The sequence below is a fragment of the Pontibacter ruber genome (genome assembly GCF_023630205.1).
Lineage (GTDB): Bacteria > Bacteroidota > Bacteroidia > Cytophagales > Hymenobacteraceae > Pontibacter > Pontibacter ruber.
Map to the genome: position 1 here is coordinate 1,120,204 of NZ_JALPRR010000003.1, position 19,102 is coordinate 1,139,305.

At 47.1% G+C, this 19,102-nt stretch carries 16 protein-coding genes; 9 read left to right on the plus strand and 7 right to left on the minus strand.

The window, feature by feature from the left end:
• Nucleotides 1–254 precede the first annotated feature (254 nt).
• Nucleotides 255–356: a hypothetical protein gene (locus tag MJ611_RS20685; protein WP_377497520.1), complete on the plus strand. Its 102-nt coding sequence runs from the start codon at nt 255–257 to the stop codon at nt 354–356.
• Nucleotides 357–371: 15 nt separating this feature from the next.
• Nucleotides 372–497 carry a GIY-YIG nuclease family protein gene (locus MJ611_RS20690; protein WP_377497523.1) on the plus strand — a complete coding sequence of 42 codons (126 nt, stop codon included), beginning with the start codon at nt 372–374 and terminating at the stop codon, nt 495–497.
• 437 nt (nt 498–934) lie between these two features.
• Here the strand turns inward: MJ611_RS20690 and MJ611_RS16585 are convergent, their stop codons facing one another.
• On the minus strand, nt 935–4,426 hold the full coding sequence (locus tag MJ611_RS16585; RefSeq protein WP_250431362.1) for a class I SAM-dependent DNA methyltransferase: 3,492 nt from the start codon (nt 4,424–4,426) through the stop codon (nt 935–937).
• Between the two features lie 516 nt (nt 4,427–4,942).
• Here MJ611_RS16585 and MJ611_RS16590 point away from each other — a divergent pair.
• Nucleotides 4,943–5,782 carry a hypothetical protein gene (locus tag MJ611_RS16590; RefSeq protein WP_250431364.1) on the plus strand — a complete coding sequence of 280 codons (840 nt, stop codon included), beginning with the start codon at nt 4,943–4,945 and terminating at the stop codon, nt 5,780–5,782.
• Between the two features lie 203 nt (nt 5,783–5,985).
• Here MJ611_RS16590 and MJ611_RS16595 read toward each other — a convergent pair whose 3' ends face one another.
• The gene (locus MJ611_RS16595) at nt 5,986–6,534 is read right to left on the minus strand and encodes a serine acetyltransferase (protein WP_250431366.1); all 549 of its coding nucleotides are present in this window, start codon (nt 6,532–6,534) and stop codon (nt 5,986–5,988) included.
• A 121-nt stretch (nt 6,535–6,655) separates the two neighbouring features.
• The gene (locus MJ611_RS16600; RefSeq protein ID WP_250431368.1) at nt 6,656–7,303 is read right to left on the minus strand and encodes an SIMPL domain-containing protein; all 648 of its coding nucleotides are present in this window, start codon (nt 7,301–7,303) and stop codon (nt 6,656–6,658) included.
• Between the two features lie 220 nt (nt 7,304–7,523).
• Here MJ611_RS16600 and MJ611_RS16605 point away from each other — a divergent pair, with 220 nt between their 5' ends.
• Nucleotides 7,524–9,062 carry a M20/M25/M40 family metallo-hydrolase gene (locus MJ611_RS16605; RefSeq protein ID WP_250431370.1) on the plus strand — a complete coding sequence of 513 codons (1,539 nt, stop codon included), beginning with the start codon at nt 7,524–7,526 and terminating at the stop codon, nt 9,060–9,062.
• A 247-nt stretch (nt 9,063–9,309) separates the two neighbouring features.
• Nucleotides 9,310–9,717 (plus strand): PaaI family thioesterase, encoded by a 408-nt coding sequence (locus MJ611_RS16610; RefSeq protein ID WP_250431372.1) that lies wholly within the window; start codon nt 9,310–9,312, stop codon nt 9,715–9,717.
• A 37-nt stretch (nt 9,718–9,754) separates the two neighbouring features.
• Here the strand turns inward: MJ611_RS16610 and MJ611_RS16615 are convergent, their stop codons facing one another.
• Entirely contained in the window at nt 9,755–10,315 is a 561-nt protein-coding gene (locus tag MJ611_RS16615; protein WP_250431374.1) for a 3'-5' exonuclease, read from the minus strand.
• Between the two features lie 98 nt (nt 10,316–10,413).
• Entirely contained in the window at nt 10,414–11,904 is a 1,491-nt protein-coding gene (locus MJ611_RS16620; RefSeq protein WP_250431376.1) for a peptide MFS transporter, read from the minus strand.
• Nucleotides 11,905–12,215: 311 nt separating this feature from the next.
• Here MJ611_RS16620 and MJ611_RS16625 point away from each other — a divergent pair, with 311 nt between their 5' ends.
• Complete coding sequence (locus MJ611_RS16625) at nt 12,216–13,130, plus strand: pirin family protein (RefSeq protein ID WP_250431378.1); 915 nt, start codon at nt 12,216–12,218, stop codon at nt 13,128–13,130.
• Nucleotides 13,131–13,379: 249 nt separating this feature from the next.
• Complete coding sequence (locus MJ611_RS16630; RefSeq protein WP_250431380.1) at nt 13,380–14,096, plus strand: 3-ketoacyl-ACP reductase; 717 nt, start codon at nt 13,380–13,382, stop codon at nt 14,094–14,096.
• 147 nt (nt 14,097–14,243) lie between these two features.
• On the opposite strand, the gene MJ611_RS16635 is transcribed toward MJ611_RS16630, so the two are convergent.
• Nucleotides 14,244–15,212 carry a TerC family protein gene (locus tag MJ611_RS16635; RefSeq protein WP_250431382.1) on the minus strand — a complete coding sequence of 323 codons (969 nt, stop codon included), beginning with the start codon at nt 15,210–15,212 and terminating at the stop codon, nt 14,244–14,246.
• A gap of 257 nt (nt 15,213–15,469) precedes the next feature.
• Between MJ611_RS16635 and MJ611_RS16640 the strand changes: the two genes are divergently transcribed.
• Nucleotides 15,470–16,372: a magnesium transporter CorA family protein gene (locus tag MJ611_RS16640; RefSeq protein ID WP_250431384.1), complete on the plus strand. Its 903-nt coding sequence runs from the start codon at nt 15,470–15,472 to the stop codon at nt 16,370–16,372.
• Nucleotides 16,373–16,789: 417 nt separating this feature from the next.
• On the opposite strand, the gene MJ611_RS16645 is transcribed toward MJ611_RS16640, so the two are convergent.
• A complete protein-coding gene (locus tag MJ611_RS16645) occupies nt 16,790–17,197 on the minus strand; it encodes a hypothetical protein (RefSeq protein WP_250431386.1) in 408 nt (135 codons plus the stop codon).
• A gap of 379 nt (nt 17,198–17,576) precedes the next feature.
• Here MJ611_RS16645 and MJ611_RS16650 point away from each other — a divergent pair, with 379 nt between their 5' ends.
• Nucleotides 17,577–18,506: a hypothetical protein gene (locus MJ611_RS16650; RefSeq protein ID WP_250431388.1), complete on the plus strand. Its 930-nt coding sequence runs from the start codon at nt 17,577–17,579 to the stop codon at nt 18,504–18,506.
• Nucleotides 18,507–19,102: the final 596 nt, after the last annotated feature.

Sequence of the window (19,102 nt, forward strand, 5' to 3'; positions counted from 1 at the left end):
TAACATTCGCAGCATTTGCCATCTCGACCACTCTTGAGGCGATAGCCGAAGAGAGCCAGCGCAGCTGTGAGAGATCTGAATTAAAATACCTTTCGTGACCACTTCTGATTTCTCTCGATGGTCGAAATGACAGAATGGGGATCTCTTAACTTGCAAACAGCATTATTTACACCTGCGTAAGGCTGTACATGCGCGGCCACAACTACTTTGTATACATTGTCACTAATCCGGCAAAGACAGTACTTTATATTGGTATGACCAATACGCTACAGCGACGGCTGGAGGAGCATGCGCTGAACGCAGGCATTCCGGATACCTTTGCCGGGCGTTACCATTGCTATAATCTGGTGTACTAAGAGCACTATACCCACGTGCAACACGCAATTGAGCGCGAGAAGGAGCTTAAAAAATGGAGCCGTAAAAAGAAGGAAGCACTCATCGAAAGTATAAACCCCAAATGGTATTTCCTGAATGAGGAAGTGGAGGAGGATGAGTAGGGGAGCTAAGGTCTTTTTGTCATTTCTAACGCTAGTGAGAAATCTGAAGTACAATACTACTCTTGACCCAGATTCCTCCCTGTGGTCGGAATGACAGGTTGGGTTAACAAAAAACGATCCCTGTCATTTCGAACGTTAGTGAGAAATCTGGGGCATACTTTCACTTGATTCAGATCTCTCCTTTCGTCGAGATGACAACTACAAATCTGTCATTTCGAACGTTAGTGAGAAATCTGATACACTTGTACTGGCATAAACCCAGATCTCTCCCTGGCAGTCGAGATGACAAAAAACGATTCCTGTCATTTCGAGCCCTCTTGAGGCGAGAGCCGAAGAGAGCCAGCGCAGCTGTGAGAGATCTGATACACTTGTAATAGCATAAACTCAGATTTCTCCCGTTGGTCGAAATGACAGTAGTGGAAATGACAGTAACAGAATTACTTCACATACTGCTCCTGATCGGTTTTCCTCAGCAAGCCCAACCCATGAAGCGTTTGCAGCAGGCTGTCGATCTGCTGGAGGCGCTGGGGTTGCTGGGCTTTGGCGACGGGCTTGAACTGAAGTATAAGCTCCTGTGCAGTGGCCGGGCGCTCGTGCAGCTGCAGGGCGCGTTGCACAGCCTGTGCCTGCTCCGAGAGGGTTTTTGGCCAGGCCAGCTGCTCTTTGGCTGTGGCCGCAACGGCTTTGCCTGCCTTTTTGCTTTCAATGCCCAAATCGCCTTGCTGGGTGCCTTGCGGGTTCTGGTACTCTGGCCGGAGCCAGCGGATGTGGCCGCGTGCTTCTTCGGCGGCGCGTTCTTTGTTAAGCGCAACCAGGCGCTCGAGTATCTCCTCTTCGGGCAGGTTGGCGGGCCAGCCATAGGCGGCGGCCACGGCGGTATCCAGCTCCTGGTGCAGTTGCAAAAGTATACTTACCAGCCCCTGCTCGTGGATTTTCTGCTCTTTGGCGTTCAGTGCCTCGCCCGACTGAAGTTTCTCGAGCACGTTATACATGTCGGTTATGGTGAGCGTGGGGTGCTGCGCCTGCCGCTGCTTGCGGTGCGCGTCGAGCTGCTCGGCTATACTTCGGATCTGCTCCTGCTGCGCTTCGGTGGCGGCAGGGAAGGGGAAGGGGTCGAAGCAACGAGATTTATTATAAATAGGGTCATTACCTGCTCCCATACGACCACCCGCATTAAGAGCCCAAGTAACGTGTATTTTACTACTTAACACACCTAAATTATATGCATCTGAAAATGCAATTGCTATAACAGCATCATCTGGGAGAATACTTGCATCTAAGAATCTGAAGAATCTATGTTTAGATGTTTGAACAGTACCAATATATCTTGGAAGACCATTTAAAGCTTTCCTTATCTCTGATCTTGTTTTTCCAAACAACCACCAAAGTTTAGCATATCCTGCACCATCCTTGGAATGTGATTTTGCATCCCTTTGTGGCTTCACTCTATTATAAACCCATTGATATACTTCAGGGAATTTTTCTCTGACTTCTTCAGCAGTAAGGCCATACAAGTCAATTACTTTTACACCACGTGGTGTGCTTGTAATATCTTTCCCATTTAGATAATCTTTAATATGATTTTCTAAACCATCATGTTTTCCTAATCCTAAATCTTTCGCTTCTTCAGGAGTAACTATAAAACCTGAGCCAATTAGCTGTACTCCACGACTTGCTAAACCATCATTTGACAAAAGGGGTAATGCTGACAATGTATCAGCACCAACAGTTAAATCAGCCTGAACCTTACCTTTCTTTTCAATAAATGAAACTTCAATTTCTACATCTCCTTTAGCTTTTTCACTTGCGACAAAATCAATACGACCATCTAAAATACCTTTACCGGCAACAGTCATGGCAATCCTAACAGCAGCTCCATCTGCACTATCTACCCAAGGATGGTTTGGTATAGCATACAAAAGTGAAAGCGGATTATTGGATTCTATGAAGCTTTGTAAAACTCTTCTATTAAATATCTGCTTTAAGCTGTTGGTTGTAATAAAACCTAACCTTTCAGCTTTACCACTGGATACTAATTCGCCAGCCTTATGCCACCAGTACATTACAAAATCTGTACTGTCAGAAATATCTTTAGTATATGCTTTTCTTAGTGCTTCAGTATAACCATCTCCCAAAGCATCACGCATATATTTTGCACCAATAAACGGCGGGTTGCCAACTATAAAATCGGCTTCGGGCCAGGTGGCGGGTTTGGGGTCGAGGTAATCGTAAACTATAGTTCTGGCGGTTTCGTCGGGCACTTCCTGTCCGGTAACCGGGTGCGGTTTGGTGCTGTGGCCGTCCCAGCGGGTAACGGGCTGGTTGTTGCTGTCGAGGCGCGGCTTGCGGTCGGAGTAGCTCAGTACTGCGTCCTGCTGCTTTATGTTGCCGTACTCGCGAAGTATAGGGTTGCTCAGGCGGGTGGCCGAGCCGTGCGCCCTGAAGTGCCATTGCAAATACCCGATCCAGAGCACCACGTCGGCAATGGCCGCTGCCCGTGGGTTTACTTCCAGGCCCAGCAGCTGCGCCGGCGTTACGGTATAGCCGCCCGTCATGTCGAGGCCCAGCTGGCGCGGGAATTGGTCCAGGTGCTTGATTACTTCGCCTTCCAGCCTTTTGAGGTGTTCCAGGGTGACGTACAAAAAGTTGCCGCTGCCGCAGGCCGGGTCCAGCACGCGCACCGAACACAAGCGGCGGTGGAACGCTTCGATCTCTTTGCGGGCTCCGGCTTCGTCGCCGCTGTCTTCCAGTATAGCCGAGGCAGTGCGGGCTGCTTCCCACTCTTGGTGCAGCGGCTCAATTACAGTTGGCTTTACCAGGCGCTCCACGTAGGCGCGGGGCGTGTAGTGGGCACCCAGCTTGTGGCGCTCGCGCGGCTGCAAGGCCCGCTCCAGCAACGTACCGAAAATGGCAGGCTCCACTTCGGCCCAGTCGGCTTCGGCGGCAAGTATAAGCAGGTCGAGTTGGGCTTCGGTAATGGGCAGCGCTTCGGGGTCTTTAAACAAATAGCCGTTAAACTGTGGGATGTTTGTGCGCAGGGCCGGGTCGAAACCGCCACGGTCCATACTTTGCCAGAGCGCCTGCAGGGCATGGGGGAAGTAGGTTATACTTTGGCGGTAGTCCTGCAGCAGCCTGGTAAACGATTTTTCGGGCAGCAGCTGCACGTCTTCGGCAAACATGGTAAACAAACAACGCATCAGAAAGCCCGACACCTGCTCCGGAGTATAGCCAGTGTTCTCTAGTGATGCTGCCAGTTTCGCCAGCCGCTCGGCCAGCTGCCGCGTAACACGGGCTGCACGCCGGCTCGGGTCCAGTTCCAGCGGCTCGGTAAAGAGCAAACGCAGGCGCTCGCGCACTTCCTCCCGGTGCAGTTCGTCTAAGATTATTCTATAGTTCTGCGGGTCCGGAAACGGCACATAGGTCTTTCCCTGCCGCGCAAAGTCAGCATACAGGTCAATGCAGTAGCCCACATCCACCACAGCCAGGAAAGGCGGCCAGCCTTCGGTAGTCGGCAAGGAGCGGGCATAGCGCAGGGCCTGTTCCTTGGCCTTTTTCATTTCGCGCTCCCAGGTGCGGGTGTAGCGGGTGGCGGTGCCTGTCTTGGTCTTTGCCCGTTCTGCGCCCAGCAGTTCGGCCTCGGTTAAAGTTGCCTTGTCGGAGCCCTGCTTGGCCTCCAGCACAAAGCAGTCTTTTTTGTAGAGGTCGATAAAGTAGGTGCTGGTCTTACCCTCGCCATCGTCGAACACCACGGGCCGCTCAAAAGTATAGGTTGCCTCGTGTACCTTGTCGGTTGCCGGCATCGGCTTCTCCACGCCCAGCAGCTCGCACAGCTCGGTTAAAAACAGCTGGTAGTTCGCACGTTCCGAAGCGCCGGAAGCTTTCCAGCGGGCGATGAAATTTGCAACGGCAGGGGTAGAAGTGTGGCTCATGTAAAGGGTAAGGTTTTGCTGTTGCAGTATATTAAAATTTTACGATATTTACGCTGTTTAAACATGATTTTGATACAGGCCTTGGAGGTACAGGCAGGTTCTTTGGTAATGAGGCGCTCTTTTGACAATTCAACTACTTCCCGTCATCTCGACCGTCAGGGAGAGATCTGGTGTAATGCGTGTAATCTGTTTCAGATTTCTCGCTACCGATCGAAATGACAAAATACTATTTGTCATCTCGGCTTATTTGTCATCTCGACGAAAGGAGAGATCTGTAAGAATGGGAGATTGTATCAGATTTCTCACTAGCGTTCGAAATGACAGAGTTGTAGTTGTCATCTCGACCTGCGGGAGAGATCTGAGTCAAGAGAAAGTAGACTTCAGATTTCTCGCCAGAGCTCGAAATGACAGGGGGGTAGTTGCCTGCTGGAGAAAACACGCAGCAAGGAAGAATAGCTAAAGTGCTGAACAGCTACTAATTATAGTTTTGAAAAATAATTTTAATACAAATAGAGAATGAAGAGAAATTTACTTTACCTGTTGGGCGTGTTGTTGCTTTTATCGGGCTGTTTTGAAAAGGAAGACAAGGAGGAGGTACCGGAACCGGCAACTGAGCCTGAAATAATCTGTTACCTCCAAAAAATAGAGACTACCTATACTTATGCTGATGGAGCATCTGGCAGCACCAGAGAATATTTTACCTATGATACCAGCGATCGCCTGATCAAGACAGCGAAACATAGCAGCGATGGAATGATATTTAGCAACACGTTCGAATATGATGCCAACGGACGCCTGACGCGTGAGAATATGCTTGATGGAGACGGCAATATTGATAGCTACTACGACAATGAGTATGATAAGGAAGGAAAGGTAATCAGCTACACGCTCTCGGTTTACAGCAACCAGTACGGAAAGCTAATACCGATGAGCAGGACCGTTTGTAGTTATGAAAGCGCTAAGCAAGTAAAATCTTTCCATCATTACGTTACAAAGGATGGTGTAGAAACACAGAATGGAACTACCCAGTTTACTTATACCGGCGGGCTTATGACACGTAGTCTTCGCCTTGATAAGAATAACCAGAAGGTTAAAGAAATTATACTTGCCTACGACGATAAAAAGAAATACATGAGCGCTTTGCCTGCTTACTGGGTGCAGATGGTGGCAGAAGGTTTCCCGCACGAGCACAACATCATGAGCAAAGCAGTTACTGATGCTACAGGCAATGCTGTAAACAAAGAGTCGTTTACCCAAACAGCCACGTACACGCCTGAAGGTTACCTGGCCAGTTACTCCAGAAAGTATGCCGATGTCAAAACAGAGCAAGCTACCTATACTTATACTTGTAAATAGCGCCTCACATATCTGAGGGATAGTATGTTGCAGTATAGAGACAAGGCCAGAATCTGGTGAATACTAATTTTGTTCTAAAAGAAAAAGCCCGTTTGCATGAACGGGCTTTTTCTTTTAGAAGCAGTATAATGCAGCTACATAGGTTGGGTATTTTTCGGCTATAAGAGCAGAAGTCTGTGAGGGCTGATTACTGCCCGTGCAAACTACATACTTACTCTCTCCGGCTCATACGTAACCGCTTGGTTCACCGGCTCTATGGTCCTGATCACGCGGGCGGGGTTACCTACGGCGATAGAATTGTCTGGTATATCCTTTACCACCACAGAACCAGCACCAATTCTTACGTTGTTTCCGATCCTTACTTCACCGATAATGCAGACATTAGAGCCCAGCTCTACGTTATTGCCAATGATAGGGGAGCCCGTGTACGAGCCATCGTCGCGGCGGACGTTGCCAAGTGTGGTAGAGTGCCTGAAAAAGCAGTTTTCACCGATAATGGTACACCCGTTAACCACCAGGGCATGGCCGTGGCCCAGGTAAAAGTTCTTACCAACCTGAGTCCAGTGGGGCAGTTCGATGCACAGGAACCACTCCACAAACAGTTTGTAAAATGCCAGGTAAGGCAGCCAGATAATCCGGAGAAGCTTGTTGTTAAGAGAAGCAGGACGTGCAAGCCTGAACAGCACCATCACAAGGCGCCCTTTCAGGTTGCCCTTGTTTGCATCCCAATCCTGAAAAACATAAGAGATCATATACGGGTAATTTAATCGCGTTCGGCTTTACGGTTACGGAGCATTAACGTTTCGCATACTTGCAATCTGCTTCGGCCAGCCGTTGCTGGTACGCTGACCAGCAAGCCTTGCCTATACTTCGCTACCCTATTTTCCAGGTAATTGTCACGGTCTCGGTAACATCGATGTCGTCCGGCTCAAAGTCCGGGGCAGCGTCGTAGGTAGTCATCATTTCGGCTTCGTACACCGCGTAATCGTGTCGCTGCGACCGGATGGTCAGTTCCCGGTAAGAGTAATCAATGTCGAGGATCTCCAGCAACTCTACGCCCGTGGCTCCTGCAATAAGGCTGGCATTTTCTTTTGCTTTGGCTATTGCCTGCAGGATCAGCTGTTGCTGCTGTTCTGCCGCGTCCTTTACCCCGAAGGCAATGCTGAAGTCCAGATTCTCCATCCCTTTAGTTATCCGGCCCAACAGGTTGTTGATGATCTTTTTATCCAAAGGCAGCTCCAGTTCCATGCTATGCGAGGCCCGGAATCCGTTAAATTCATGCTTTTCTGTCTTTTTGTTCCAGGCAGTGTCTTTCCGGATGCTGAAGTCTTTTGTCTTCAGGCTCTTCCTTTCTATCCCTTCGCTCCCGATAATCGTGCGGAGCTCTTCCACTTTCCTGTTAAGGGCATTCACTGTCTTTTCATATTCCCATTCATGCGCGGTGGCGTCGAAGGAAAGGATGATGATGTCGGGTGTTACGGAGAGCTTGCCCTTGCCTGTGATCTGGAGTTTTCTTTCCATGGTTGCTGGTTATGCAAAGTTTGTATGCTAATATATAGTTTTTATTGTATAAAACCTGCCAATATAGTCTTGTTTTACAACCGTAACAGAAAATGTGCAATCGTGCGCTTTAAGTTTGAGCAGGTTTGGTTTAAACTTCACCATCCTATCAAATAGATACTTATATTAGCATAAGCTTCAGCGGGCTTTTGCCTGCTCTATACTTTAAATTAAATCACACATGAAGATCAGCACCTGTAAAATCCTTGGATTCGCTTTGGCTTCTGTTTGCCTGAGCTCTACCCTCCAGGCCCAGACGATTCAAAAGTATGTAAGCAAAAACGACAAACAGCTGATGGAGGAATACATCCGGTTTCTCTCCATTCCGAATGTTTCTACCGATACGGTCAACATCCGGAAGAACGCAGCTTTTATACAGGAAATGATGGAGCGCAGGGGGATTAAGGCGGAGCTGCTTACCGGCACTACGGCTGGTGTTACGCCGGCAGTGTTCGGGGAGATCAAAACGCCGGGTGCCACCCGTACCATCGGTTTTTATGCGCACTACGACGGGCAGCCGGTAAACCCGAAACAATGGCATGCAGGGCTGGAGCCTTTCAAACCGGTACTGATCTCTGCCCCGCTTGAAAGTGGCGGTAAGATCATGGGGCCTTATAAAAGCGGCGACGCTGTTAACCCGGACTGGCGCATTTCAGGCAGGGGAGCCGCTGACGATAAGGCCGGCGTTATGGCGATACTGAATGCCTATGAGGCGCTTGTGAAGACGGGGCAGCGCATGAAGGTGAACATCAAGTTTTTATTTGAAGGGGAGGAGGAGATAGGCTCTATTCACCTGGACGAGATATTTAAAAAGAACAAGGCAAAACTGCAGGCCGATAGCTGGATCATTATTGACGGACCAAGGCATGTGTCCGGCAGAAAGACCATCGTTTATGGGGTGCGTGGCGATGTGAACGTGGGGCTTACCGTTTACGGGGCAAAACGCCCGCTGCACAGTGGCAACTACGGCAACTGGGCTCCGAACCCTGCGCTTAAACTGGTACACCTGTTAGCCTCTATGAAAGATGACAAAGGGCAGGTGCTGATCAAAGGTTTTTACGATGACGTAACCCCGCTGACAGATACCGAAAAGAAGGCACTGGCTCAGATCCCGAACCAGGATGAGCTATTGAAAAAAGAACTGGGCGTGCACACCCCTGAGAATCAGGAACGCTCGCTACTGGAATCTATCATGCTGCCGACTTTGAACATCAACGGCGCGCAAAGCGCCAACGTAGGTCCGCTTGCCAGCAATGTAATTCCGACCAAAGCGGAAGCCGTGCTGGACCTGCGGCTGGTTAAAGGGAATGACTACAAAAAGCAGGTCGACAAAGTAATTGCCCATATTAAAAGCCAGGGCTATCATGTGGTAGCAGCCGAGCCAACCGAAGAGGAGCGAAGCAAGTATCCGAACCTGATCAAAATAGAAGTGGAGCATGGCTACAACGCCCAGCGCACGCCTATGGACCTGCCTATTTCGAAAAGTATACAGGCGGCTGTACAGTCTACCACAAAAGAGCCTTTGGTGCTGTTCCCGTCTATGGGTGGCAGCCTGCCTTTATACCTCTTCGAGGAAATCTTGGAAACCAAAGTGATCACGGTGCCGATCGTGAACTATGACAACAACCAGCATGCGGAAAACGAGAACGTAAAGATCCGGTACCTGTGGGAAGGTATCGAAACGATCGCTGCCATCATGCTCATGGATCGGAGCGCTTAACCAGCACCTTAAATTATACTTATGCTGAAATAAAAAGGGGATCAAACTTCGTTTTAATCCCCTTTTTACATTCTGATTGGTATCACATATACTAGTTAAGATAGTAGCCTTCAGTATTTACCCCATCAGGCTTTATTTCAGATCTTTTATTTTGCTCTATAAGCCACATAGAGATAACGTAAGCTTTACTACGAAACGAAATCTTTCCTTAGGTTTGGGAGGAACATTGTCGGATTAATAGCATTGTATGAGCTTGAAAGAAAAGGTAGCGGAGTTTATGACAAGGGAGTTTCCGCAAACGAACGTAGTCGTGGAAGAGGTGGGAAACAGATCGGCCAAGGTCAGGCAGCCCATAGGAGAAGAGCACCTGCGGCCGGGAGGAACCGTATCGGGCCCTGTGCTGATGGCGGTTGCAGATGTGGCCATGTATGCAGCCATACTTGGCGAGATCGGCCTGGTAGCGCTTGCTGTTACCACCAATTTTACCATCAACTTTCTCCGCAAGCCTTCTGCTACCTGCGACATACTAGGGGAGTGCCGGCTAATGAAAGTAGGCAAACGACTGGTAGTTGGCGAGGTGCTGCTGTACTCGGAAGGCGACCTGGAACCAGTGGCGCATGCCGTAGGTACGTACTCCATTCCGCCAGTCAGGTAGTTTTTTATACTTTACCTCTGAACAGGGCTCTACAGGTTTACTTGCAGAGGTGCGTAATGGTGCTCTGCATTTTAAGCGTGAACTCCGTTTCTGACCGGGTACCGGTAAAATCAAGCGCTTTTAGCGTGAGTGCTGCGCAGGCATGAGAGTCAGAAGCAGCCCGGTGGTGCAGGAAGTTGATACGGTGCATGTTGCAGAGCGATTTCAGGTCATAAGCTGCCAGCCCTTTCCAGATGTTGCGGGAGAACTTCAGGCTGCAGGCAAAGCGTGCGGCGGGCAACGGAATGTTATAGGTAGCAAGTGTTTTGCGCAGCACACTAAAGTCAAAGCTGGCGTTGTGCGCGATCAGCAATTGACCTTCCAGGTAGGGTTTAACCACAGGCCAGAGCTCCGCAAAAGAAGGCTGGTGTGCTACATCAGCAGGCTTTATGCCGTGAACCGCTACGTTGAAATGGTTGAAATGCGGGTAGTACAACGGCTTGATCAGCCAGGATTTAGTTTCTGCAATTTGTCTGTCGCGCACAAGGGTAATCCCGATCTCGCAGGGGCTGTCCCGCTGAGGCGTAGCGGTCTCAAAATCTATGGTAACAAAATCCATGGCTAAAAGGAATTATAAAGAACTGCAAAGATAGCAGCAAAGTATAGCATTGGCCTACATTTTAGCACAAACTATACTTTGCTGCTGCAGTTTATACTTTACCGCACATCGCTCATTAACCTGCGGATAAGCGGCACTAATACAATAAGCACCACACCAATCCCGATCGAGTACATGCCTATTTTGCTGATGATGTCGGCGTAATAGGGAAGCGAAAGCACCGGGTTATCTACCACATTTTCCGGTACACTCATCAGGGCACCGATCTTGCCTGCCAGGAACTCGCCAATAGCGCTTGCAAAAAACCAGATACCCATCATCATGGCCACAATATTGGCCGGGGATAATTTGGTAACCATAGACAAGCCAATCGGAGAGAGGCACAGCTCACCGCATATAATAAAGAAGTAGCCAAGTATAAATGCAGGAAGTGAGATCAGGCCGGACTCGGCACCCAGCAGGCAGGCAGCATAAAATACGCTAAACCCGATCCCCAGGAATACGAAAGACAAACCAAACTTTAAAGGAGTTGACGGTTCTTTCCCTCTGCGGTTTAGCGCAGGCCACAACCACGCAAAAGGAAAACTAAGCGCAATTACCCAGGCCGGTGGCAGAAAATTGTTGACTGCCAACGCAGGTAACTCAAAGCCGGCTACGTGCATATCCACGTTGCGCATTGCAAACAGGTTAAGTGATCCCGCATTCTGTTCGTAGAAAGCCCAGAACAGCGTGGAGAAAACGATCATGATAAGCGCCGCAAACAGCTTATTTCTCGCCTCTGCCTCAAGTTTTAGCGCGATGTACAGAATATAAACCAGGGAGACAGCTCCAAGCCCGAACATGATAAAGTCCATGATCTCGTACCGGTTGAAGAGGGCAACGATAGCCGGGATAACCAATAGCGCAGCAGCATAAATGCCAAATTCAGTTGGTACGCCTGCAAAGAATGGTTTTCTTAATGCTGCAGGATTTGGTGGCAATCCTTCTTTAAGCGACTTTTTGCCTATGGCAAACACCACCAGCCCCAGGATCATGAAAATACCTGCCAGGCCAAAGCCATAGTGCCAGTTTATCTGCTGCCCAACATAGCCGCACAACAAACCGCCTAAAGCAGCGCCAATGTTAATGCCCATGTAAAATATAGAGAAGCCGCTGTCCCGGCGCGGATCGTTTTCGGGATACAACGTACCTACAAGGCTGGAAATGTTGGGTTTGAAAAACCCGTTTCCGCAGATGATAAAAGCCATCCCGTAAAAGAAGCTCCAGTCTTCGGGCACGGCCAGTACCAGGTGGCCAATACTCATCAGGATGCCGCCAAACATAACTGCTTTGCGGTAGCCTAAAAAGCGGTCGGCCATCATACCTCCGAATAAGGGCATGGTATACACCAGTGCGGCATAAGAGCCAAGTATGGCATAGCCTTTCGGCTCATCAAATTTCAGCTGTGTAACCATGTAGGCCAGCAGCAATGCCTTCATGCCGTAAAAGGAGAAGCGCTCCCACATCTCAGCAAAGAACAGCATGTACAGCTGCTTCGGGTGGCCGGTAGCTGGTGGTGCTTCGGCGAGTTTAGGTTCTGTTAAATCCATAATTGGTTTTGGAAGAAAGGTCGTGTTTCTGTTTAAATTAAGATGCTGTTATAGGAGCCTGAATCATTGTGTGAATAGTTATTTGGGACCTGCACAACATGCCAATATAAGTATAATATAAGAAGATAATGCGCTTACACTATCAACGTAAAGAAGTTTGATTTTTGATTTATACTTACCGCTAGGTATACCTGGTACAGAACAATCAATAACTTGATCTAACTTTAATTACCCACACGGGAATAAAGCGCAAGTATACTTTTGTTCATAATTTCTTAATTCCCGTTCAAGATATAAAACACAAGCCTGATATGCTGGATATAGTGATCGAAGCCCGAAAAGCATCCCTGGCACCTGGGATGAATGTACGAAGGATACTTCCTTTCCGCCTGCGCAGGATGGTTGGGCCCTTCATCTTTATGGACCATGCAGGGCCTGTAGACGTTCAGCTGGAACTGGTGCATTCGATGGACGTGCTGCCTCATCCGCACATTGGTTTATCTACGGTAAGTTACTTGTTTGGCGGCCAGGTAACGCACCGAGACAGCCTGGGCGTGGAGCAGGTAATCCGTCCGGGAGAGGTGAACTGGATGACGGCCGGCAGCGGAATTGCGCACTCTGAACGCTTCGAAGACCCTGCCGCACTGGCGGGAGGAACGCTCGAAATGATCCAGACCTGGGTAGCCTTGCCGGAGAAAGACGAAGAATCCTCCCCTGCTTTTACGAACTATAAACCGGAGCACCTCCCGGTTTTCACCGATACCGGAATCTGGATGCGGCTTATTGCAGGCGATGCCTACGGGTTGCGGAATGATGTGAAAACGCATTCGCCTTTATTCTACCTGCATGTTGTGCTGCAGAAGGGTGCCCGCTTCGGTTTACCTACCGGCCATACTGAGCGTGGTATATATGTTGCCAAAGGAAGTATAGAAGTGTCCGGTGTTACCTATACGATAGGGCAGATGCTTGTCTTCAACAAAGGGGTAGATCCTGTTATACTTGCAAAAGAAAACACAACGCTGATGCTGTTAGGAGGGGAGCCATTGGGTGAGCGTTTTATCTGGTGGAATTTTGTTTCGTCCAGGAAGGACCGGATCGAGCAGGCAAAAGCAGACTGGAAAGAAGGCCGGATCATTTTACCACCTTCCGACAATCAGGAATTTGTTCCGCTTCCTGAAGACCGCTCCAGACCAGCCGGAGATCCTGCGCCTCAGGCACTTTCCTGAAGTATACTATAAATAGCAATTCTAAAAAACATTGGATTCGGTCCAGTGTTGTATAAGCTGAAAAACAAATCAAACTTTGTACTGCGTATTAGCTAATTTCCGCCCCTACTGCATCTGGGTTATTTAGCTGTTTAAGCTAACCAGGTACAAACTGGAGTAAATATATTACCGATTGAAATCTATTTAATTGATGCCGGAATGCTACCAACATTCCGGTTTTTGTGAACCATAAATACAAGTATAGAAAGAATGCAGTCATTAAAAGATAAGGTAGCGCTGGTGACCGGCGCCAGTAAAGGCATAGGTAAAGCGATAGCGATCGCTCTGGAAAAGGAAGGTGTGCATGTGGGGTTAACGGCCCGAACAGAAAAGGACGTAAAAGCCGTAGCAGACGAAATTACAGCATTGGGTGTAAAGGCTTCTTTTGCCACTGCCGATGTAAGTAACAGGGCCGAAGTTGAAGCTGCTGTTGCAAAAATCCAGGATGATCTGGGCCCAATAGATATTCTGATCAACAATGCGGGTACTGCTACGTTTGGTAAGTTCCTGGAATTGGAGCCGGAAGTATGGGAACAGCAGGTTAAAGTAAACGTGTTCGGCGTTTATTATACCACACGCGCTGTGTTGCCGCAGATGATCGAACGCAAAACCGGCGATATCATCAACATCTCTTCAACTGCCGGTAAATCGGGCAGCCCGGTTACCAGCGCCTACAGTGCTTCGAAGTTTGCTGTGTTTGGCTTATCGGAAAGCCTCATGCAGGAGGTCCGCAAGCACAACATACGTGTTACAGCATTGGCACCAAGCACAGTAGTAACAGACCTGGCGCAAAGTGCAAATCTTATCACAGGCGATCCGGAGCGGGTAATGCATCCGGAAGATTTCGCCGAGCTCATCATCGCCCAGCTGAAATTAAACAGAAGGGTGTTTGTAAAAGAGGCCAGCATTTTTTCTACCAATCCATAAACCTGTTAGCAGCTGTAATTCTTCTGAAGGAAATAACTGACTAAACTATAATAGCCGCTCTGTTTACACCGGGGCGGCTTTTTTTATACTTGCCTAATTTGGTTGTCAAAAGTAATAAGATCTTTTACAACTTGCTAAGTATAACAATTACTCTTCAGGACAGGTAAGGCTTTCTTTTGCAGGAAGGAAAGCAGATACTTTCTTTTCTCTTTCAGGAAACAGCAACGAAGCCACTACAGAAACAGCCAGTATTGCAGCTACAGCGATCAGTGCATACACCATATCAATGTGGTAGAAGTCGCTTATGAGCAGTTTAATACCAATAAAGGCCAATATCAGGGACAACCCGTAGTGCAGGTAATGGAATTGCTGCATAATTCCTGCCAGGGCAAAATACAGCGCACGAAGTCCCAGCAAAGCAAAAACGTTAGAACTGTATACTATAAAAGGCTCCTGCGAAATGGCCAGTATAGCCGGTATGGAGTCGGTGGCGAAAATTAGGTCTGTGCTCTCAATCATAACAAGCACCAGAAACAGGGGAGTGGCACGCAGCTTCCCATCTTCTTTTACAAAGAACTTGCCTCCGCGCGTTGTCTGGGTAACGCGCATGTGCCTGCTGGCCCATTTCACCAAAGGGTTATGGCATGGGTCCATGTCCTTTTTAGTAGTAAATGCAAGCTTAACTCCCGTTACGACAAGGAAAAGGCCAAGTATATAGATGATGAAATCAAACTTCGTGATCAGGGCAACGCCTGCCAGTATGAAAGCAGCCCGCAGCACAAGTGCTCCTATTACTCCCCAGAACAGGAGTTTGTGCTGGTATTTTAGAGGAACCTGGAAGTAGTTGAAGATGAGAATGAATACAAATAAATTGTCTACACTCAAAGATTTTTCGACGAGGTAACCTGTGAGAAATTCTAATGCTGCCTGCCGGCCCTGCCAGAAGTAGATCAAAAGGTTGAAGCATAGGGCTAATACTATCCAGAATAGGGTGGTAAGTAATGCTTCCTTTATCTTTACTTCATGGTTTTTACGGTGTAAAACAAACAGATCCAGACCAAGCAGCAGCAGAACAAAAGCATTGAAGCTTGTCCAAAGTATGATATCGTTTGTCATTGGTATGACACTAAAACAAAATACGCTTCTGCTTACATCAGTATAGACTCTAATTTAGAGACTACAAGTTAAATACAGCGTTTTATACTTTGTTTAACGTAATACCGGTAAGTTTGGGATGGCTGAAACCAGCTTACTTGTATTGTAAGCCATCTTTATACTTACAATTGTGTTAAGTATAGTTTACCTCCGGGTAGCATGAGAGCTGCTATAAGAAACCATCATCTGCCCGGCACAACAAAACAAACAACCTTTACATGATAGCAAACTTAGTGTCAGAAGAAACGGCTGCCTGGCAGTGGATAGACCTGGAAAGCCCTACCGAAGCCGAGCTACAGGATGTGGCGGCAACGTATGGCCTGCACCCTTCTTCTGTTGTCGACTCCCTGCAGCCAGAGCACTTGCCTAAGTATGAGGCCATCGGAGATATTGCCTTTATGATTGCCCGGGTTTATGATACCGAAGCGCACCGGGAGGCAGATACCATTCAGGAACTTACCAATAAGATTGCCATATTCTTCTCTTCAAAATTCATCATCACGATCCACCGGAACCCTACTGTCCTGATTAAGGATATACAAGAAAAGTATGTTGCAACCGGGATAGTTAAAACACCTGCGGACCTGCTGGTTCAACTGATAAAAGCTGTTTTCAGGACGTACGAGGCACCTGCCCGCAGCCTGGCCGAGGAGCTCGATTATTACGAAGCCAAGACATTCCTGAACAAGAAGATGCCGCCGCTCACCAAAGGACTTTACCACCTGAAGCGCAAAGCTACCGTTTGCAAGCGCGTGCTACGTTTGTCGGAAGTGATATTGTCTAACATGCAGCAGAAGAGTTTTCAGCCCACCGCTGTACAGGACTTGCGCGACCTCTATGTGCATTTGGAAACCCAGTACGAAGAGGTAAACGACGGCACAAACAACCTGATCAATACTTACATTTCGCTGTCGTCTCAAAAAACGAACGAGGTAATGCGAGTGCTTACCATCTTCTCGGCTTTCTTTCTGCCGTTGACCTTTATAGTTGGTGTGTATGGTATGAACTTCGAGTTTATGCCCGAACTGGAGAAAACATACGGTTACCCGGCTGTATTATTCATCATGGGGCTTGTGACACTCTTTATATACTTATGGTTCAGAAAGAAGGGGTGGATGTAAGATATCTCCAAGGTACGCCTTGGTGTTATCTAAAGGTGCTTTTATTTGATTTCACAAAATATATAGCTATATTTAGATATGGAACTGATACTGGAAATAGCCTTTATTTTGTCAGCGTGGTGCTTGTGGAAGCTGAACTGGTGCCATGTAAACGAAGCGCAGCGTTTACTAGGTTGAACAAGGTACCATTGATGTAGGCAAGAACTGAATTCAAGAAGGTCATCTTATACTATACGCCTTTGTATCTTGTCATCTAGAAGTTCAGCGTTGAAATAACCCTCCCTTTGTACCTTCTGTTATACCTGAAACAGAAGGCTCACTTTTCTCCTCTTCTTAAATAACTCTATGCGCTGATTGATATCTTAGCTTGTCAGAGCCCTGAAACAAGTATCGGTTTATACTTCTTAGTCAGATAAATTAGCTTTGCAGCCAGGCAAGGGCTACGGTTCTGTCAGAGAAGTTTTGCAGTTCGAAGGGGAGCATTTGTGACTTATTGAAGTACTGTATAGTAGATTTTGCTCTTGTCTCCACTGTGTTGTCCAGGGACTGCAATCGGGCTAATTTCTGCAGGCGGGTACTTGCCAGGCTAAAGGCCATGTGTGTGGCTATTTCTCTGCTTTCTTCAGCAGTTACAGACATTACCGTATCTGTTGAATCGATCAGCACTTTCTTCACATCATAATTCTTAACAGTATCCACCAGTATGTCAATGCTGTGCTTGATCTCAGGAAGTATATACAAGTGTAAATCAGGGTACTTTACGTCGAGTATGTCAGTAGCCGGAGTGTAATCAAGCTTTATGATGCTGTTCTCAAAGAGAATCATGTAGTGTAAAAGTTAAGATGGTCTGCAAATATAAGTAAATAGCCTTAGTTGAAAAGGCATTAACCGGGATCACCCCTAAATGTTAAGAAGTAAGGCAATTTCTTTCCGAACATGAGGTTACATCATGTAGATTCAATGTGTTTAACAGTAAATGTTGAATGATCTGATATAGTATAGAAGTATTTTGCCTGGTACACATACCTCATACTTGATTCACTTTTATCTTCCTGATTTAATATTAACCTGGACGTACGCTCCCAAAATGTAATTAAATACAACCGGAACCACTAAACAGTACAAACAAGCTATTCTTTGCAGTCTAAAAGTTCGCTTTTTTCCCGCTAAGAACATACATTGTTATACCGTACCAAATTCTGCTATGAAACCAAACTTTCTTACCCTTAAGTTTAGCTCTTCTCTGAAATTCCTGATAGCTTCTTGGCTGCGGCCTGTGAGTAGCGAAGAGTACCGGGATGGACTCCGTGTTATTGCGTTGTGTACCGTCACCTTGAAGGCAGAGCTTGCCCTGATGGATCTTTCACAAATTGGTATGCCCTCGGAAAGGGATCTTCATACTACTGCACTCTATCTGAAGCAAATAAAAGCAAACACCTCACTACGCCGAAGCGCAAGGGTGCTGGCGAAAGATAAATCTCAGTGGCTGGCCTATGCTCGTGTCATGGAATGTACAGAGGGATTACCATATCAAACGAACGCGTTTTTATCTAATGAAGAAGCAGAGTCGTGGCTATTTGAAGGTCTTGAGATTGAAAGTCGTGTCCTTGATGATCTGATTACCATACCGAATAATTGCAATAGCGCAGCACTTAGAAAGCTTGTTCAAACTGAGCCTGCTGCAGCGAGTATTAATAAGTCAGTAGATATTACAACACAAGCTACAATAGAAAGTGAAGTACTGTATGAGACAGACTTCGTCCAGATTGCTATGGATAAGCAAAAAAGCATTCTGTTGCTTCGTTGGCTTCGTCCTGTTGAGAGTACTGAGTACAAGGTCGGCATTCAAAAGGCTGCTTATTTTGTGGTTGAACTTAAAGCTAAAAAAGTGATGGTAGATAATCATTTGATAGGCGTTCTCACCATAGATGATCAGCGTTTAGTTACCAAAGTCTCTATAAAAGTTTTTTCTGAAGTTAAGTTAGAACGCATGGCAGTAATCTCATCCCCTGACACATTACAGCAGATTACATTCGAGAAGTTGATCAGTAAGATCGAAGAAAAAGTCCCGTTCGTTCATACCCAGTATTTCTTCACAGAGAGCGAGGCGCTGGAATGGCTTATATTATCGTAGCAGAAGAGCTTGCTCCGAAAGTAAAAACTTACAAATGGCTACTATGCTTCTGAATAACAAATTGTGACACTTAATAAAGCCAGTAGTATAGTATAGTATAGTATAGTATAGTATAGTATAGTATAGTATAGTATAGGGTGAAAAGATATACTATATATAATAGGAGAGAGGCAGATTATTCTTAACTCTATAGTTATGAATGAACAAAGGTATTCTATACCAAACATGAACTCTGCATGAATATCAAGATGTTTCATAAAAGCCGTCGCATAGACATAAGCAGGCTAAAGGAAGACAGATTGTATGAACATCCTTTGTCTTAAGTATACAAGAAACTAAGCGGCAGGTAAACCCTGAACTATTTTCCAATGTTTTCCCGTAGCCCTTCAGGCAGTTAGCAGAAACCCGCCTAGGCTGAGCAGCAAAGTTAAGGGCAAGGGCTTGCAAAGCCAGAAACAAGCCCTACCTTTGCACTCCCAACTGAGAAGAAGGGGAGAGGAAAAGAGGCTTTGGCAGAAAGCCTGCAGGGTAGTGAAAGCAGAAGGCGCAACTCCGCGGCAGCAACCGGAAAGAAAGTAAAAATAATTTTCCCCGGG

What these genes read in the sequence shown, in the direction of transcription:
- MJ611_RS20685 (WP_377497520.1), top strand. Translation starts at nt 255, where the DNA reads ATGACCAATACGCTACAGCGACGGCTGGAGGAGCATGCGCTGAACGCA.
- MJ611_RS16585 (WP_250431362.1), bottom strand. Translation starts at nt 4,426, where the DNA reads ATGAGCCACACTTCTACCCCTGCCGTTGCAAATTTCATCGCCCGCTGG.
- MJ611_RS16590 (WP_250431364.1), top strand. Translation starts at nt 4,943, where the DNA reads ATGAAGAGAAATTTACTTTACCTGTTGGGCGTGTTGTTGCTTTTATCG.
- MJ611_RS16595 (WP_250431366.1), bottom strand. Translation starts at nt 6,534, where the DNA reads ATGATCTCTTATGTTTTTCAGGATTGGGATGCAAACAAGGGCAACCTG.
- MJ611_RS16600 (WP_250431368.1), bottom strand. Translation starts at nt 7,303, where the DNA reads ATGGAAAGAAAACTCCAGATCACAGGCAAGGGCAAGCTCTCCGTAACA.
- MJ611_RS16605 (WP_250431370.1), top strand. Translation starts at nt 7,524, where the DNA reads ATGAAGATCAGCACCTGTAAAATCCTTGGATTCGCTTTGGCTTCTGTT.
- MJ611_RS16610 (WP_250431372.1), top strand. Translation starts at nt 9,310, where the DNA reads ATGAGCTTGAAAGAAAAGGTAGCGGAGTTTATGACAAGGGAGTTTCCG.
- MJ611_RS16615 (WP_250431374.1), bottom strand. Translation starts at nt 10,315, where the DNA reads ATGGATTTTGTTACCATAGATTTTGAGACCGCTACGCCTCAGCGGGAC.
- MJ611_RS16620 (WP_250431376.1), bottom strand. Translation starts at nt 11,904, where the DNA reads ATGGATTTAACAGAACCTAAACTCGCCGAAGCACCACCAGCTACCGGC.
- MJ611_RS16625 (WP_250431378.1), top strand. Translation starts at nt 12,216, where the DNA reads ATGCTGGATATAGTGATCGAAGCCCGAAAAGCATCCCTGGCACCTGGG.
- MJ611_RS16630 (WP_250431380.1), top strand. Translation starts at nt 13,380, where the DNA reads ATGCAGTCATTAAAAGATAAGGTAGCGCTGGTGACCGGCGCCAGTAAA.
- MJ611_RS16635 (WP_250431382.1), bottom strand. Translation starts at nt 15,212, where the DNA reads ATGACAAACGATATCATACTTTGGACAAGCTTCAATGCTTTTGTTCTG.
- MJ611_RS16640 (WP_250431384.1), top strand. Translation starts at nt 15,470, where the DNA reads ATGATAGCAAACTTAGTGTCAGAAGAAACGGCTGCCTGGCAGTGGATA.
- MJ611_RS16645 (WP_250431386.1), bottom strand. Translation starts at nt 17,197, where the DNA reads ATGATTCTCTTTGAGAACAGCATCATAAAGCTTGATTACACTCCGGCT.
- MJ611_RS16650 (WP_250431388.1), top strand. Translation starts at nt 17,577, where the DNA reads ATGAAACCAAACTTTCTTACCCTTAAGTTTAGCTCTTCTCTGAAATTC.